At 58.3% G+C, this 13,573-nt stretch carries 14 protein-coding genes; 6 read left to right on the plus strand and 8 right to left on the minus strand.

Annotated elements, in window-relative coordinates:
- Positions 1-11 precede the first annotated feature (11 nt).
- Positions 12-1,535: a DUF2125 domain-containing protein gene (locus tag AC2FIS_RS14750; protein WP_496774094.1), complete on the minus strand. Its 1,524-nt coding sequence runs from the start codon at positions 1,533-1,535 to the stop codon at positions 12-14.
- 138 nt (positions 1,536-1,673) lie between these two features.
- Here AC2FIS_RS14750 and AC2FIS_RS14755 point away from each other — a divergent pair, with 138 nt between their 5' ends.
- From AC2FIS_RS14755 to AC2FIS_RS14765, 3 genes are read left to right on the plus strand one after another with little or no spacing between them, the layout of a single operon-like run.
- Positions 1,674-2,417, plus strand: coding sequence for an SDR family oxidoreductase (locus AC2FIS_RS14755; RefSeq protein ID WP_496774095.1), 744 nt, complete (start codon positions 1,674-1,676; stop codon positions 2,415-2,417).
- Complete coding sequence (locus tag AC2FIS_RS14760) at positions 2,414-3,022, plus strand: enoyl-CoA hydratase/isomerase family protein (RefSeq protein ID WP_496774096.1); 609 nt, start codon at positions 2,414-2,416, stop codon at positions 3,020-3,022. The genes AC2FIS_RS14755 and AC2FIS_RS14760 overlap by 4 nt, the downstream gene beginning before the upstream one ends.
- Positions 3,019-3,756 carry a VOC family protein gene (locus AC2FIS_RS14765; protein ID WP_496774098.1) on the plus strand — a complete coding sequence of 246 codons (738 nt, stop codon included), beginning with the start codon at positions 3,019-3,021 and terminating at the stop codon, positions 3,754-3,756. The genes AC2FIS_RS14760 and AC2FIS_RS14765 overlap by 4 nt, the downstream gene beginning before the upstream one ends.
- Here AC2FIS_RS14765 and AC2FIS_RS14770 read toward each other — a convergent pair whose 3' ends face one another.
- Positions 3,757-4,053 carry a hypothetical protein gene (locus AC2FIS_RS14770; protein WP_058272576.1) on the minus strand — a complete coding sequence of 99 codons (297 nt, stop codon included), beginning with the start codon at positions 4,051-4,053 and terminating at the stop codon, positions 3,757-3,759. It lies immediately after the preceding gene.
- A gap of 48 nt (positions 4,054-4,101) precedes the next feature.
- Between AC2FIS_RS14770 and AC2FIS_RS14775 the strand changes: the two genes are divergently transcribed.
- On the plus strand, positions 4,102-5,286 hold the full coding sequence (locus AC2FIS_RS14775) for a TIGR03862 family flavoprotein (protein WP_496774099.1): 1,185 nt from the start codon (positions 4,102-4,104) through the stop codon (positions 5,284-5,286).
- Here the strand turns inward: AC2FIS_RS14775 and holA are convergent.
- The 4 genes from holA to AC2FIS_RS14795 all read right to left on the minus strand — a co-directional run bounded on the left by holA (position 5,283) and on the right by AC2FIS_RS14795 (position 9,899).
- Complete coding sequence (holA, locus tag AC2FIS_RS14780; protein ID WP_496774100.1) at positions 5,283-6,311, minus strand: DNA polymerase III subunit delta; 1,029 nt, start codon at positions 6,309-6,311, stop codon at positions 5,283-5,285. The genes AC2FIS_RS14775 and holA overlap by 4 nt on opposite strands.
- Positions 6,308-6,799, minus strand: coding sequence for an LPS assembly lipoprotein LptE (lptE, locus tag AC2FIS_RS14785; RefSeq protein WP_496774102.1), 492 nt, complete (start codon positions 6,797-6,799; stop codon positions 6,308-6,310). Before lptE ends, holA begins: the two co-directional genes overlap by 4 nt.
- Complete coding sequence (gene leuS, locus AC2FIS_RS14790; RefSeq protein WP_496774103.1) at positions 6,786-9,338, minus strand: leucine--tRNA ligase; 2,553 nt, start codon at positions 9,336-9,338, stop codon at positions 6,786-6,788. The genes lptE and leuS overlap by 14 nt, the downstream gene beginning before the upstream one ends.
- Positions 9,339-9,410: 72 nt before the next feature.
- Positions 9,411-9,899, minus strand: coding sequence for a DUF3576 domain-containing protein (locus tag AC2FIS_RS14795; RefSeq protein WP_496774104.1), 489 nt, complete (start codon positions 9,897-9,899; stop codon positions 9,411-9,413).
- 283 nt (positions 9,900-10,182) lie between these two features.
- Here AC2FIS_RS14795 and AC2FIS_RS14800 point away from each other — a divergent pair, with 283 nt between their 5' ends.
- Together AC2FIS_RS14800 and AC2FIS_RS14805 are read left to right on the plus strand one after the other, a co-directional pair.
- Complete coding sequence (locus AC2FIS_RS14800; protein ID WP_496774105.1) at positions 10,183-11,208, plus strand: porin; 1,026 nt, start codon at positions 10,183-10,185, stop codon at positions 11,206-11,208.
- Positions 11,209-11,310: 102 nt separating this feature from the next.
- Complete coding sequence (locus AC2FIS_RS14805) at positions 11,311-11,970, plus strand: YggS family pyridoxal phosphate-dependent enzyme (protein WP_496774107.1); 660 nt, start codon at positions 11,311-11,313, stop codon at positions 11,968-11,970.
- Here AC2FIS_RS14805 and AC2FIS_RS14810 read toward each other — a convergent pair.
- Both AC2FIS_RS14810 and ribA read right to left on the minus strand, forming a co-directional pair.
- Positions 11,954-12,454 (minus strand): L,D-transpeptidase family protein, encoded by a 501-nt coding sequence (locus tag AC2FIS_RS14810; RefSeq protein ID WP_496774108.1) that lies wholly within the window; start codon positions 12,452-12,454, stop codon positions 11,954-11,956. The two genes, AC2FIS_RS14805 and AC2FIS_RS14810, sit on opposite strands and share 17 nt — an antisense overlap.
- Complete coding sequence (ribA, locus tag AC2FIS_RS14815; RefSeq protein WP_496774109.1) at positions 12,451-13,545, minus strand: GTP cyclohydrolase II; 1,095 nt, start codon at positions 13,543-13,545, stop codon at positions 12,451-12,453. Before ribA ends, AC2FIS_RS14810 begins: the two co-directional genes overlap by 4 nt.
- Between the last annotated feature and the right edge of the window lie 28 nt (positions 13,546-13,573).

The following is a 13,573-nucleotide window of genomic DNA, read 5'->3' on the forward strand; positions in this document are numbered from 1 at the left end:
TTCCCGAAGTGTTACTTGATACGTTGGCCGTTCGCCAGAATCTGACCGTCCGCAGTGAATTCGATTTCCGAATTCAGCGTGTCGGGCTCGTCACCCGGTACGGCCATCAGACCCATCATCATCCGCGCGCCCATTGCATCGCTGTCCGACACCAGTCCCATCTCGATCAGCTTGTCGATCAGGGCGTTGGCACCATTCAGTTTCAGCTTGGCAACGCCGGTCGGCGTGGGCATTCCGTCGAACTCTGAGACGTCGGAGTTGTCGAAGGTGAAATCGCCTTCACCTGTCAGCTTGGCTCCGACCAGAGACACCAACAGTTCGTTGATCTTCAGCGAGTGCAACTCGCCCGGTGCTGCGTCAGATGTATCCAGGTTTTCGACTGCGGTAGGATCAAAGATGTTCAACAGAACCTTGGCGGTTCCGGTGGCGTCCAGCGCAATGGTCGCCGGGTCGCGCGGCAGAGCACCTGCTGGGTCGAACATGCTCCACAGGATATCCGACATGGTGAAGTCGGTCAGGTTCATCGCGAAACCAAACGGTTGGATTTCCTCGGATTTCTGTACCGGGATTTCAAATTTGAACCCGGCATTCTCCATCGCGATTTCGATCGGGAAGGGCAGGTCGGCCGTCGTCACTGCGACTTTCGCGCTGTTCTGCTCGATGTCATAGGCAAGACGCTCGGCGTCGATGCTGGCGCCAAATTTGCCACCCTGAGACTCGCTTCCGACCGAGAAAGCCTCGCCTTCGCTGGTGCCTGCAATCGCGTTCTGGCCGGATCCGTAGGTGAACAGCCCCGAGAACGAGAAGCCCGCCTTGTAGAAGGCTTGCGGGTCCGAGATGTCGAATTCAGACGGGATAACGTTTGTACCTTCAAACGCCAGCTGGCTCATCGAGCCGTCAACTTTGGCCGTGTCGTCGCTGTCCGGGTCCTGAAATGCCATATCATAGGTCATCCCGCCCGCGGTGAACTTCTGATCAATGTCACGGTTCTCACCGATTTTCATGACCGAGCTGCCAGCCAAATCTGTCATGTTCAGGCTGAGAGCCAGCGCATCAGCGGGCATCTTTTCACCGTCCACAGTCAGGCCATCCAGCTTGATGCCTATCGCATCGGCCGAATAGTCGTAGGTCATCTCATCCTTGGAGCCCGAAACGACCATGGTCATCTCGCTCTGCGAATAATCGACATTGACCGAGAACTTTTCGCCGTCCCCCTCTCCGGAAATCGTCATGGGAAAATTCTCGGGGAAACCAATACTGACCGTACCGTCGCCATTTTCCGTCAGGGTCATTTCTGGAACGACCATCTGAAAAGTTGCCTCTTCTTCCGGTAAGTCCATGGACATGGCCATGTTGGCAATCGTCGTGACATTTCCTGCAACGGTCTGGTCGCCCGAAATGGTGTAACCCATCTGACCCAGATAGGTTTTCCAATCATTCCAGACGTCCTGCGTGGTCAGGTCGGCAAGTGCGCCTTGTGTGATAACGGCATAAGCCAAAACAGCACCGCAACTGCGGCGAAGGAAAACGGACATTACAGTACCCTTCTAGATAATTTTGCGGGCATCGTCGTGTTTGTGACGGCGGGCGTCAAGGGGCAAGGACTGGACCCTTTACCCATTCGCGCGGTAAGCATTCACACAAATTCAAACCGTTGGAGGTATAGGAACCAAATGCAGGGGAAAACCGTACTGATAACCGGGGCCAGCCGCGGCATCGGAGCAGAGGCAGGGCGCGTTTTTGCCGCAGCAGGCGCGAACGTGGCACTGGTCGCGCGCAGCCGCGATCAAATCGCCACACTGGCATCCGCGCTGGGCGAAAATGTAATCGCGCTGGAATGTGACGTCAGTGATTTTGCGCAGGTTGAACAGGCGGTGGCAGATTGCGTCGACCGCTTTGGCGGTTTGGATGTCCTGATCGGGAACGCCGGTGTCATTGATCCGATCTTCCATCTTTCGAACGCGGATGTTGCGGCTTGGGACAAGGCGATCGATATCAACCTCAAGGGTGTGTTCCACGGAATGCGCGCGGCGCTGCCTGTCATGCGCGCCGCAGGTGGGGGCACCGTGTTGACCGTATCATCCGGCGCGGCCTCGAACCCGATCGAAGCCTGGAGCCATTACTGCGCATCCAAGGCCGGAGCGAAGATGCTGACAGAATGCTTACATCTTGAGGAATCGATCCACGGCATCCGCGCCATGGGTCTGTCACCGGGCACCGTGGCAACCGACATGCAGCGGGTCATCAAGACCAGCGGCATAAACGCTGTCAGCCAGTTGGACTGGAGCGACCATATCCCTGCCGACTGGCCTGCCAAGGCGCTGTTGTGGATGTGTACCGAAGACGCGGATGAATTTTTGGGAACCGAAATCTCGCTGCGGCGTGAAGATATTCGACAAAGGGTAGGGCTGACGTGATCGAATTAAGCAAAGAAGACGGTTTGTGGATTGTTACCTTGAACAATCCCGGCAAAGCCAATGCGCTGACAGGGGCGATTCTGTCTGAGCTGGCCGAGATTGCTGAAGCCGCCTCCGAGGCGCGCGCGTTGATCCTGACTGGGGCCGGCAAAGTATTCAGTGCCGGTGCCGATCTGGATGAGGCCCGCGCGGGTCTTGCAACTTCGGATGTATGGGAGCGTTTGTCGGGCGCAATCGCTGCCCTGCCATGCCTGACGGTCGCCGCGTTGAATGGTACCCTGGCTGGGGGTGCGAACGGTATGGTGCTGGCCTGCGATATTCGAATTGCGGTCCCGTCCGCCAAGTTCTTCTATCCCGTGATGAAACTGGGGTTTTTGCCGCAACCGTCTGATCCCGCGCGCATGTCGGCCCTGATCGGGCCATCCCGCACCAAGATGATCCTGATGGCCGGTCAAAAGATCACGGCGGATGAGGCTTATACCTTTGGTCTGGTGGACCGTGTGGTGGCGCCGGACGCGCTGATGCCGACAGCGCGTGAACTGGTCGCTGATAGCACCGCCGCCGATCCCAAGATCGCTGCCGGTATCGCAGGGCTGTGTCGATGAGGTTGTCTGGCCTGCGACTGCGCGTCGCCGATCCTGAACAACTGGGCAAATTTTATACGGACGTTCTTGGAATGTCGGTGCAAACTCAAGGAGTGAGCCTGCGCATTGGCTATCCGGGGCAGGACGCCGATTTGCTGCTGATGCCTGGCGGCGGCGGATACACCCATGACACCGGACAACGCTATTGGAAGATCGGCATCACCGTACCGGATGTCGATCTGGCGGCCGCATTTTTGCGCGAAAAGGGAATTGAGGTTTCGGACCCGAAACAGTTTCTGGACATCGGGTACATGTGTCACCTCAAAGACCCCGAAGGCTTTGTGATTGAGCTGCTTCAGCATGATTTTGAAGGCAACCGGCCGCTAAACGCAGCAGATCCGAGCGATCCGTTTGCGCAGGCTTGTATCGGCCAGATCACCCTGCGAACCGGAAATATAGCAGCAGAGGATGCATTTTGCCGCGCCAACGGTATGCGTTTGCTTTCGGTGCAAGACATTGATCAATACGGCTTTGATCTGCATTTTTACGCGTTTACCGACGATGTTCCGCCACACGCTGACTTGTGGGCAGTGGAAAACCGCGAATGGCTATGGAAACGCCCCTACACAACGTTGGAGTTCCAACACGTCAAAGGCGTCAGGTTTGCCAATGTGCCCGATTATCGCGGGTTGGAGTTTCAGGGGCTTGCCGCGCCGACGCGGGACGCGTTTGGCGACCCGGTTAATCCCGGCTGATCAACGCCCGCGCCGCTTGCCCGGAACTTTCGAGCGAAAGCCGGGCGGGCGTTTGCGAACCCAATTCAGGAATTTCTCCAACCTCGGATGGGCGCGCAGAGCCTCGACGCTGTTGAATTCACGGGCCAATTCCGCCTCGGTCAGGGTCGCATGCACCTCTTTATGGCAGATCTGGTGCAGCAGGACGGTAGGTCCACCCTTGCCCCCTTTGAGTTTTGGGATCAGATGGTGCAGGCTTCCGCCCCCGTCCGGGATTGGGCGGTTGCAGAGCGGGCAGATCGGATCGCTGTTCGTCATGACGAGGGTAAGGTTGCGTCAGGTGGCGCGAAAGGCAAGAGGGCAGGGATGGCACAGGCACTGGTGATCGGCGGCGGACCCGCAGGCCTGATGGCAGCCGAGGAACTGGCCAAAGCCGGGAACTCTGTTGTTGTGGCAGAGGCCAAGCCTTCGGTGGCGCGAAAATTCCTGATGGCCGGGAAGTCCGGGTTGAATCTGACCAAGGACGAGCCACTTGAGACTTTGCTGGGGTCCTATGGTGAGGCTGCGACCTGGTTGCGACCAATGATCGCCGAATTCGATGCCTCGGACGTGCAAACATGGGCGCAAGGGTTGGGGCAAGTGCTGTTCACAGGCTCGACCGGGCGGGTGTTTCCGACATCGATGAAAGCCTCTCCGCTGTTGCGGGCGTGGCTGGCACGGCTGGCAGAGGCAGGCGTTCAAGTCAGAACACGCTGGCGGTGGGTTGGTTGGGACGGTGCCCAAGCCGTTTTCGACACGGATGATGGCAGGCAGAACCTGTGCCCCGATGTGACAGTTCTTGCGCTGGGCGGGGCAAGCTGGTCGCGGTTGGGATCAGACGGAGCATGGGCATCGGTGCTGACGGGTAAAGGCGTACCACTCTCACCTTTCGCACCCGCAAACTCAGCCGTTTCCGTAGATTGGAGCCCCCATATGCAGCCGCATTTTGGCGCGGCTTTGAAATCGGTGCGGTGGATGGCCGGAGAGTTGGAAAGCCGGGGCGAGGCTGCGGTGTCGGCAAAAGGGTTGGAAGGGGGCGGATTGTATTCACTGACCCCGGCCTTGCGTGACAGAGCACCGCTTTTTGTCGACTTGGTTCCGGATTTGGATGCCGATACGTTGCGCAGCCGTTTTGCGTCAAAGAAATCGAAAACGACCCTGTCGCAGTGGTTGAAGAAATCTCTGCACCTGTCTCCGCAAAAGGTCGCCCTGTTTCATGAAATGTCCAAGCGCGATGGCCAGATCCCATCGCTAGACGTAAGCGTGATCAAGCATCTGCAGATCAAACACTCGGGCCTGCGCCCGATGGACGAGGCCATCTCCACGGCAGGAGGCGTGCCACGTGCGGCGCTTAATGAGGGGCTCATGCTGACTGCATGTCCCGGAGTGTTTTGCGCGGGCGAGATGCTGGATTGGGAGGCCCCAACTGGGGGATACCTTCTGACAGCCTGCCTGGCGACCGGCCGTTGGGCTGGGCGTTCGGCGGCGCATTGGTTGGATCAAAGCGGTTAGCGGGTTCGCGCCAGCATCGCCAGACGGATCATGGCACGTTCGACCAATGCCATGGCCGGTGCCGTTTGCCCGGCCGAACGCAGCGACAAGTCTGTATCTGTCAGTACAGTCAATGCAGTTTGCAGTTTTGGCGCACCCCACCCTTGGGCCTGACGCAGAATGCGGTCGCGGCGCTTTCCATAGATCGGGGGGCGCAGCTTGCCGATGCCTTGCGCGGCTCCGCCCGGATCGGATGCGCATGCATACAAAGTGCGGAAATGCCTTGTCGCGCCGATGCACAGGCTGACAGGATTGGTTCCCTGCGATTGCAAACGTCGGATCAGCGGGCCGATTTCACCCGCGCGACCATCGGCAACCACGTTCAGCACATCGTCCAGTGCGGCTTCGGTCGAACGAGGCGCGCAGGCTTCGATGTCTTCAATGGTCAGGTCGGAGCTGTCACCGCGCTTGTAAAGCGACAGTTTCTCGATCGTTTGGGTAAAGTCACCGGGGCTTATACCGGTTGCCAGCTCAGCAATCGCGGCCATCGAATCGCGTGGAATGTTCTGCAAACCGGCCTCAGAAAGTACTCGTTCGACTTCGGCCCTGGATGGTGGGTCGTCATAGATGCCCACCGCATAGGCCGAGCGGTGCGATTCGAACGCTTTGCGAATCTTGGAACTGGCTTTGAGCTGCCCGGCGGTGACGATGATCTGGGCATCGCCAGCCACCCAATCTTCCAGCGCGGCAAGGATTGCGGGGGCGGCCGTGTCGGTTGTGTCTTCGACGAATACAGCGCGTGGCCCGGGAAAGAACCCGACCGCCTTGACCGCGTCCAGCAACAAGGCCGGATCGCCACGCAGATCGCTTCCGGGCAGGCGGGTCAACCGCATCTCTTCTTCGGCATTGGCGCCCAGCAGAGCGGCCAAAACCTGTTGCCGCTTTAGCGCTACACGCATCGCATCCGCGCCGTAGATCAACAGCCCGGTCTTGTCCGCGTCGGGTCTCGAGAAATATCCCTCGGCCTCGCGCGGGCTCAGCTTCATGCGGACAGGCCCGGCGTGGCGTACAGCCGACTGATGATCTGATCGGACAGAATCACCATCAGGCGCTGCGTTGCATCCCGCTCATCAGCCAGGGTGGATACGGTGGAACCGGCAGCCGAATACCCCACGAAGTCCGTCACCGAGCCCGAGGCAAGAATTTGCCCGGTCGCGCTCGATCTAAGCGAATAGTTGGCAGTCCCGTTGATGATAAGACGGTTGGTTTCGTTCGTTGAGGTGATCGATGCCGCCACCGTCTGGGTCACGACGGAAACGTCCAGACTGTATTCACTGCCGGATGTTGCGCTACGGCCAAGCTTTTGTTCCAGATCTTCAACCAGAAGAAAGCTGGTGACCGTGTTTGGTGCCGACACTTCTACGCGACCAAAAAGGGCCGAGCCCGATCCGCCCGGAGCGTACACAGGTTCGAACCCGCAGGCGGCAAGCGCCAGCGGCATCAGCAACAAGGTTCTGCGGTTAAACGACGACATTCACGATCCGGCCAGGTACAACGATTACTTTCTTGGGTGTAGCGCCATCCAGCGCCTTTTGCACAGCTTCGGTGCTCAGCGCGATTTTTTCAACCTCGTCCTTGGGCATATCCTTGGCCACGCTGATTTCCGCGCGGCGCTTGCCGTTGATCTGGATCGGCAGGGTGACGGTGTCGTCCACCAGCATAGTTGCATCCGCAATTGGCCATGGCGCCGTGGCAACCAGCCCTTCGCCACCCAGCAGCTGCCAGAGTTCCTCGGACAGGTGCGGGGTCATCGGCGACATCAGCTGTGCCAGTGTTTTGGCGGCCTCGCGCTTGGCTGCGGTGCCTGCCTTGGATTTGGCCAGTGTGTTGGTGAAAGCATAAAGCTTGGCGATAGAGGCATTGAAGCCGAAAGATTCGACACCGCCTGTGACGTCATGGATGGCTTTGTGCATCTCGCGCAGCAGGGTTTCATTCTCGGCATTGGCCGGAACATCCGATTCGGCGATTTCCGAGGCGATTCGATGCACACGACTGAGGTGCTTGAACGCAGCCTCGGCCCCGGATGCGGTCCATTCCACATCCCTTTCGGGCGGCGAATCGGACAGCACGAACCAGCGCGCGGTATCCGCGCCGAAAGCCGAGATGATGCTGACGGGGTCGACCACGTTTTTCTTTGATTTCGACATTTTGGCTGAGGGGATAATCTCAACCTCGGTGCCGTCGGCCAGTTTTCCGTCGGTTACATCTTCGGGCAGGTGATAAACCGGGCGGCCATTGGCGTCGCGAGTCTGATAGATCTCATGCGTGACCATGCCCTGCGTGAACAGAGCATTGAACGGCTCGATGGCTTTCTTCGGCATATGACCCGTGATGTTCATCGCCCGCGCGAAGAAGCGCGAATAGAGCAGGTGCAGAATCGCGTGCTCGATCCCGCCGATATACTGGTCGACATTCATCCAGTATTCGGCCTCGGCCAGATCGGTGGGCGTGTCAGCACGCGGCGCGGTGAAACGGGCAAAATACCACGACGAATCGACAAAGGTGTCCATCGTATCGGTTTCACGCTTGGCAGGCGCGCCGCAAGACGGGCAAGGGGTGTCACGCCAATTGGCATGGCGGTCCAGCGGGTTGCCGGGGATCGAGAAGTCGATGGGTTTGCCGTTGCCATCGTCGTAAGGCAATTCGATCGGCAGATTCTCTTTCTTCTCAGGCACGGTGCCACATTTGTCGCAATGCACGACCGGAATCGGGCAACCCCAATAGCGTTGACGGCTGAGCCCCCAATCGCGCAGGCGATATTTGGTGACGCCTTCACCCCACCCTGCTTTTTCCGCGAAATCGACGGTGGCGTTGATCGCCTCATCCCCCGTGGCCTCGGTCAGGCCTGCGAAATGGTCCAGCCAGCGGACTTTTTCAGTTTTCGGCGGCACAAAGGCGATCTTGTCGACCGGCGTATCGTCATCCAGTGCAAAGAAGGTGTCGATGACCGGCAGGCCATACTTGCGGCAGAAATCAAGATCACGCTGGTCATGCGCGGGGCAGGCAAAGATTGCACCGGTGCCGTAATCCATCAGGATAAAGTTCGCGATCCAGACCGGCAGTTCCCAATTCGGGTCCAGCGGGTGACGCACGCGAATGCCGGTGTCGTAACCCAGCTTTTCGGCCGTCTCGATGGCCTCTTCCGTGGTGCCACCCTTGCGGCATTCGGCAACAAACTCAGCAACTTCGGGGTTTTCGGCCTCAAGCTGCTTGGCAATCGGGTGATCCGGCGAAATACCAACAAAGGACGCGCCCAACAGCGTATCGGGCCGAGTCGTATAGACGGTGATGGGCTCACCACCATCACTACGTTCGAAGCCAAATTGCAGGCCGCGCGACTTGCCGATCCAGTTTTCCTGCATCAGCCGCACTTTGGCAGGCCAGTTCTCCAGCGTATCAAGCGCATCCAGCAATTCTTCGGAATAGTCCGAGATTTTGAAGAACCACTGCGTCAGCTCGCGCCGTTCCACCAGCGCGCCCGAGCGCCAGCCACGTCCATTTTCCACCTGTTCATTGGCCAGAACGGTCATGTCCACCGGGTCCCAGTTCACCACGGCGTTCTTGCGGTAAACCAACCCAGTATCGAGCATATCGAGGAACAGAGCCTGCTGCTGGCCATAATATTCGGGGTCACAGGTGGCGAATTCGCGGGACCAATCGATCGACAGGCCCAGTGGCTTCATCTGTCCGCGCATGTCGGCGATGTTGCTATAGGTCCAGTCTTTCGGGTGGCCGCCAATGGCCATGGCGGCGTTCTCTGCGGGCATCCCGAAGGCATCCCAGCCCATCGGGTGCAGCACGTTATGCCCCGTCGCGAGCTTGTGACGCGCAATGACGTCGCCCATCGTATAGTTGCGCACATGCCCCATATGGATTCGCCCTGACGGGTAGGGGAACATCTCAAGCACATAATATTTCGGCTTGTCCGCCTTATGGTCGGCGGTGAAGATCCCGGCCTTGTCCCAGGCCTCTTGCCATTTTGCTTCGATTTCGGTGGCCGAGTAGCGCGACATTGTGCGGTCCTTCGTGAATGAAAACGCCGGGCGTGAACCCGGCGTGGTAATATTGTGATTTTCGGCGGGTGGCTAGAGTTTGTTGTCCGCAATGCGCAACTGTCGTGCGCGGTTCAGGATCGCATCCTCGACCGCCCGGGCCGTTGCAGCGCTGACCGGAGCGTCTCCGCTGCTTTGCAGTGCCACCGAAAGCGACCGCGCCGCCAGGGCCGGGTCGCTTATATGCACGGTCGCGCGATAAGAACGTCCGCCACCAGGCGGCGTGCCGTAACCGGTTACGATCACGCCGGTAAATGGATCAACTTCCTGAATTGGGAGGAAATTCAACACATCCAGTGAGGCGGCCCACAAATACCGATTCACATTGACGATCTGTTCAGCATTCCCGCGGTTGAACACGTCCCAGATTGTTGTGCGTTCTGGATTGTTCAGCTCTCGTTCTTCTGTACGTGTGCTATCTGTATACAACAATGCGGGATTCGGAGCCGCACTCTGATTCTGTCCGCAGGCCGACACGGCAGCAGTCATTATGATCAAACCGAAAATCGTCTGCAGGCGCATTGTCGACTGGTCCTGTTTCACTTGGTCTACTTTGTTACGTGTTACTCCTAGACAAGGTCCAGTTCAGCAACAACCCTATTCTTGTTACACATGTCAGTGTGGACGGCAGTTTAATCCCCAAATATCGACTGTGGCATCCTTGCACCAATTTGGGGCCAATGCACCCTTCACATTTAAGGCAAGCTTGCGCTTTGGGGGTAATCCGAGCGAAACGGTTCCCGTGCTGAGACATGTGCTGAGGCATGTGTCGAGTAGAAAAACTTTTGAAACCGAGGGAAACAAGATGAAAAAAGTTCTCTTCGCATCGACCGCTCTGATCGCAACCGCAAGTGTTGCAGCGGCCGACGTTAAATTCAGCGGCTATGGTCGTTTTGGTATTGGTTACCAAGAGGACCGTACCGGTACTGTTGACAACTTCACCACCGATGCAAACGGCGACATCGTTGCCGATGGCACCGCAACCGTCGACACCGATAACACCATCCTGGTCTCGCGCTTCCGCCTGAACATCGACGGTAGCACAGAAACCGATGGCGGCGTTGAGTTCTCGGCTCGTGTTCGTCTGCAAGCTGACGAAAACGCTGGCAACGGCGAAGCCGGTTCGGCTGGCCTGAACGGCGCACGCTTCTCGGTCATCTACGGTGGTCTGCGTGTTGACGCTGGCAACGTTGCTGGTTCGTTCGACAACCTGGCAAACTACTACGGTAACGAGCCAGGCCTGGAAAGCTTCATCGGCCAGTACTCGGGCGTTGACTATAGCTTCCTGTCCTACACCTCGACCGGTTCCGGTGCGAACGCTGTGTTCTTCCAGTACGCAGTTGGTGATTTCGCGTTCGGCGCATCGTACGACCAAGCAACCATTGCTTTTGACAATGTTCCGCAGGATGCGGACCGTTGGGACGTTAGCGTAACCTACAACTTCAACAACATCACCGCTGCACTGGCCTATGGTCAGACCAAGGCGAACGTGAACAGCAGCAGCGAAAAGCAGTCGCTGACCGTTCTGACCCTGGGCGCAGAATTCGGTGACTTCTCGGGTACTGTGTTCGTAGCTGACGATGACGTTGTAAACGACGCTCGCAACGGCACCGCATACGGTCTGTCGGCTGCCTACAATGTTGGCGCAGCAACCACTCTGACCTTCGCTTACGGTGACGGTTCGGCGGATGACGACCAGCAAGAATATGGTATCGGCGTCAAGTACGACCTGGGTGGCGGTGCATCGCTGCGCGGTGGTGTTGGCAGCGAGAAGCGTGGCGACGGCGACAGCCGCGTCCGTGCTGACTTCGGTGCTCAGTTCAACTTCTAAGTTGATCTAAACCACAAAGTTTAAGGGCAGGTCTTCGGACCTGCCCTTTTCTTTTGCGTGGACTTGGTGTTTTTCTGCCCTCAAAGCAGAGAGAGGAAATCCATGTCGCTGCACGACATCACTGCCCGCATCGCCAAGGCCGAATCCGCCGCCGGACGACTTGCGGGTTCGACAAAGCTGATCGCGGTTTCAAAGGTCCAGCCGAATGAACGTGTTGAGGCTGTGCTAGGCCAGGGCCACCGCTGTTTCGGGGAAAACCGCGTGCAGGAAGCGGCTGAAAAATGGCCGGGCTTTAAGGAGCAATTCTCAGGGATAGATTTGCATCTGATCGGGCCGCTGCAAACCAACAAGGCCCGGCAGGCAATGGAACTGTTCAACGCGGTTCACTCGGTGGATCGGCCCAAGTTGGCCAGAACACTGGCGCGGCTGGCGCAAGAGCTTGGCCAATGTCCGGATCTGTTCATCCAGGTCAATACTGGAGAAGAAGAACAGAAAGCAGGGATCATGCCGGCAGATGCGGACGCCTTCATCGCCGAGTGCCGCGAACTGGATTTGCCGGTTCAGGGATTGATGGCAATTCCACCAGTTGAAGAAGAACCCTCGCTGCATTTTGCGTTGCTGGCCAAAATTGCTGAACGCAACGGGTTGCCGGGCTTGTCGATGGGGATGAGCGGTGATTTCGAGCAGGCGATTGCGTTGGGTGCCACCCACGTGCGCGTGGGGTCCGCCATCTTTGGCGAGCGGGTCAAACCTGCGGGATAATCAGACGCGTTCCGGGGGAAATTCTACGTGCGATCCAATGCAGATGGTCTCGGCGAAACGCGACGCAGCCCTCGGTCGGGTAGCCGGGGCGTCTCCATTGGTGAATGAAAATGGCTGATCCCCGGTCTGACACAGAGTTAGGCCAGTTCCAGTCGGTGATCAGGACAAGATCGTACAGGGGGTCCGCGCGCCGCAGCTTTTCGTGGCCGGGCGCGTAGGGCGCGCTGACCATCTGATTGTACTGGCGGTCCGCGCTGTCATCAGACCAAAGGTCGCCGGGGCCTATTGGGATAGCCCATGAGGCCGGGGCTGCGATTCTATCTGGTCGAAACAGCATACCGACAATGTGGTGTACCCCAATTGGGGTTGCCCCATCGCCTTCGTGCTTGTCATCTGTCAGGCCTCCTTTTCCGACCGAACAGGGAAAGAGGCGACCGGCAAACCGGACGCCGCGTGGTGTAAGCACCAGATCGTCAGGGGTCACAGCAAATGGCCCGACTTTGCGGCCTTGGTGGCCAGATACCCCCGGTTGTGGGCTGTTTCACCCACTTTCAGCGGCACCCTTTCGGTCACTGCGATGCCGGTTTTTTCCATCATCGCGATTTTCGCCGGGTTATTTGTCAGCAATCGAACCGACGAAAACCCAAGTTCTTTCAGAATGTCCGATCCCAGTCGGAAATCACGTTCATCGTCTTCGAACCCCAATCGGTGATTGGCCTCGACCGTATCAAAACCCTGATCCTGCAGGAAATAGGCCCGCATTTTGTTGGCAAGGCCGATACCGCGTCCCTCCTGATTGAGATACAGCAACACACCAGCGCCTTCAGACCCCATCTGGGCCAGCGCTCCGCGCAGTTGGGGCCCGCAATCGCATTTCAAGCTGCCCATCAAATCACCCGTAAAACAAGCCGAATGCAAACGGGCCAGCACAGGCTTGCTTCGGTCCGGACGCCCTATTTCTACGGCATAGTGCTCTTCTCCGCCATCTTCTGGGCGGAAAACGTGCAGCCGACCGGCCTCGGACACTTCCATCGGCAGGCGCGCGGCGGCAATCGCGTGCAGGGCGCTTCGATCTGCCAGATGCGGTGCAGCGCGGGTGTGGTCGATGCAGGTCAGGCCGTGTGCCACCGCAAAATCGCGACCGTCATCAATGGGAACCACCACGGCGGCCGGCAAGAGGCGTGCGGACTTCGTCAAAGCGATGGCAATACGGTGCAGATTGGCGCTACCCTGACGCTCGGACATCAGGGGGCCTTTCATCGGGGTATTCAAATCATCCGAGGGATCGGCGACCGCCTGAACCCATGCGATGTCGGTATCCGATGGGATGACTACCCGCGCGAGGTCGCCATCATAGGCACGTGCCTTCAGCGTTTCTGCCCGCCTTACGGTGATCGCGACCACGGGCTGACCTTCGAAGTTCCGTAGGTCGGCCAGCCGTTGCGCGCTTAATGTCTCAGACGCTATCGCTATGACGCTGAACCCGCTGTCATCAGTCAATACGACTGGAACGCCCATGCGCAGGTCTGCGCGGGCCCGTGCCAGCAATTCCGAGATATCGGGGATAAGACTCATCTATGTTACCCTATAACGTGTTGGTCTT

The sequence above is a fragment of the Ruegeria sp. CDSB113 genome (assembly GCF_059611045.1).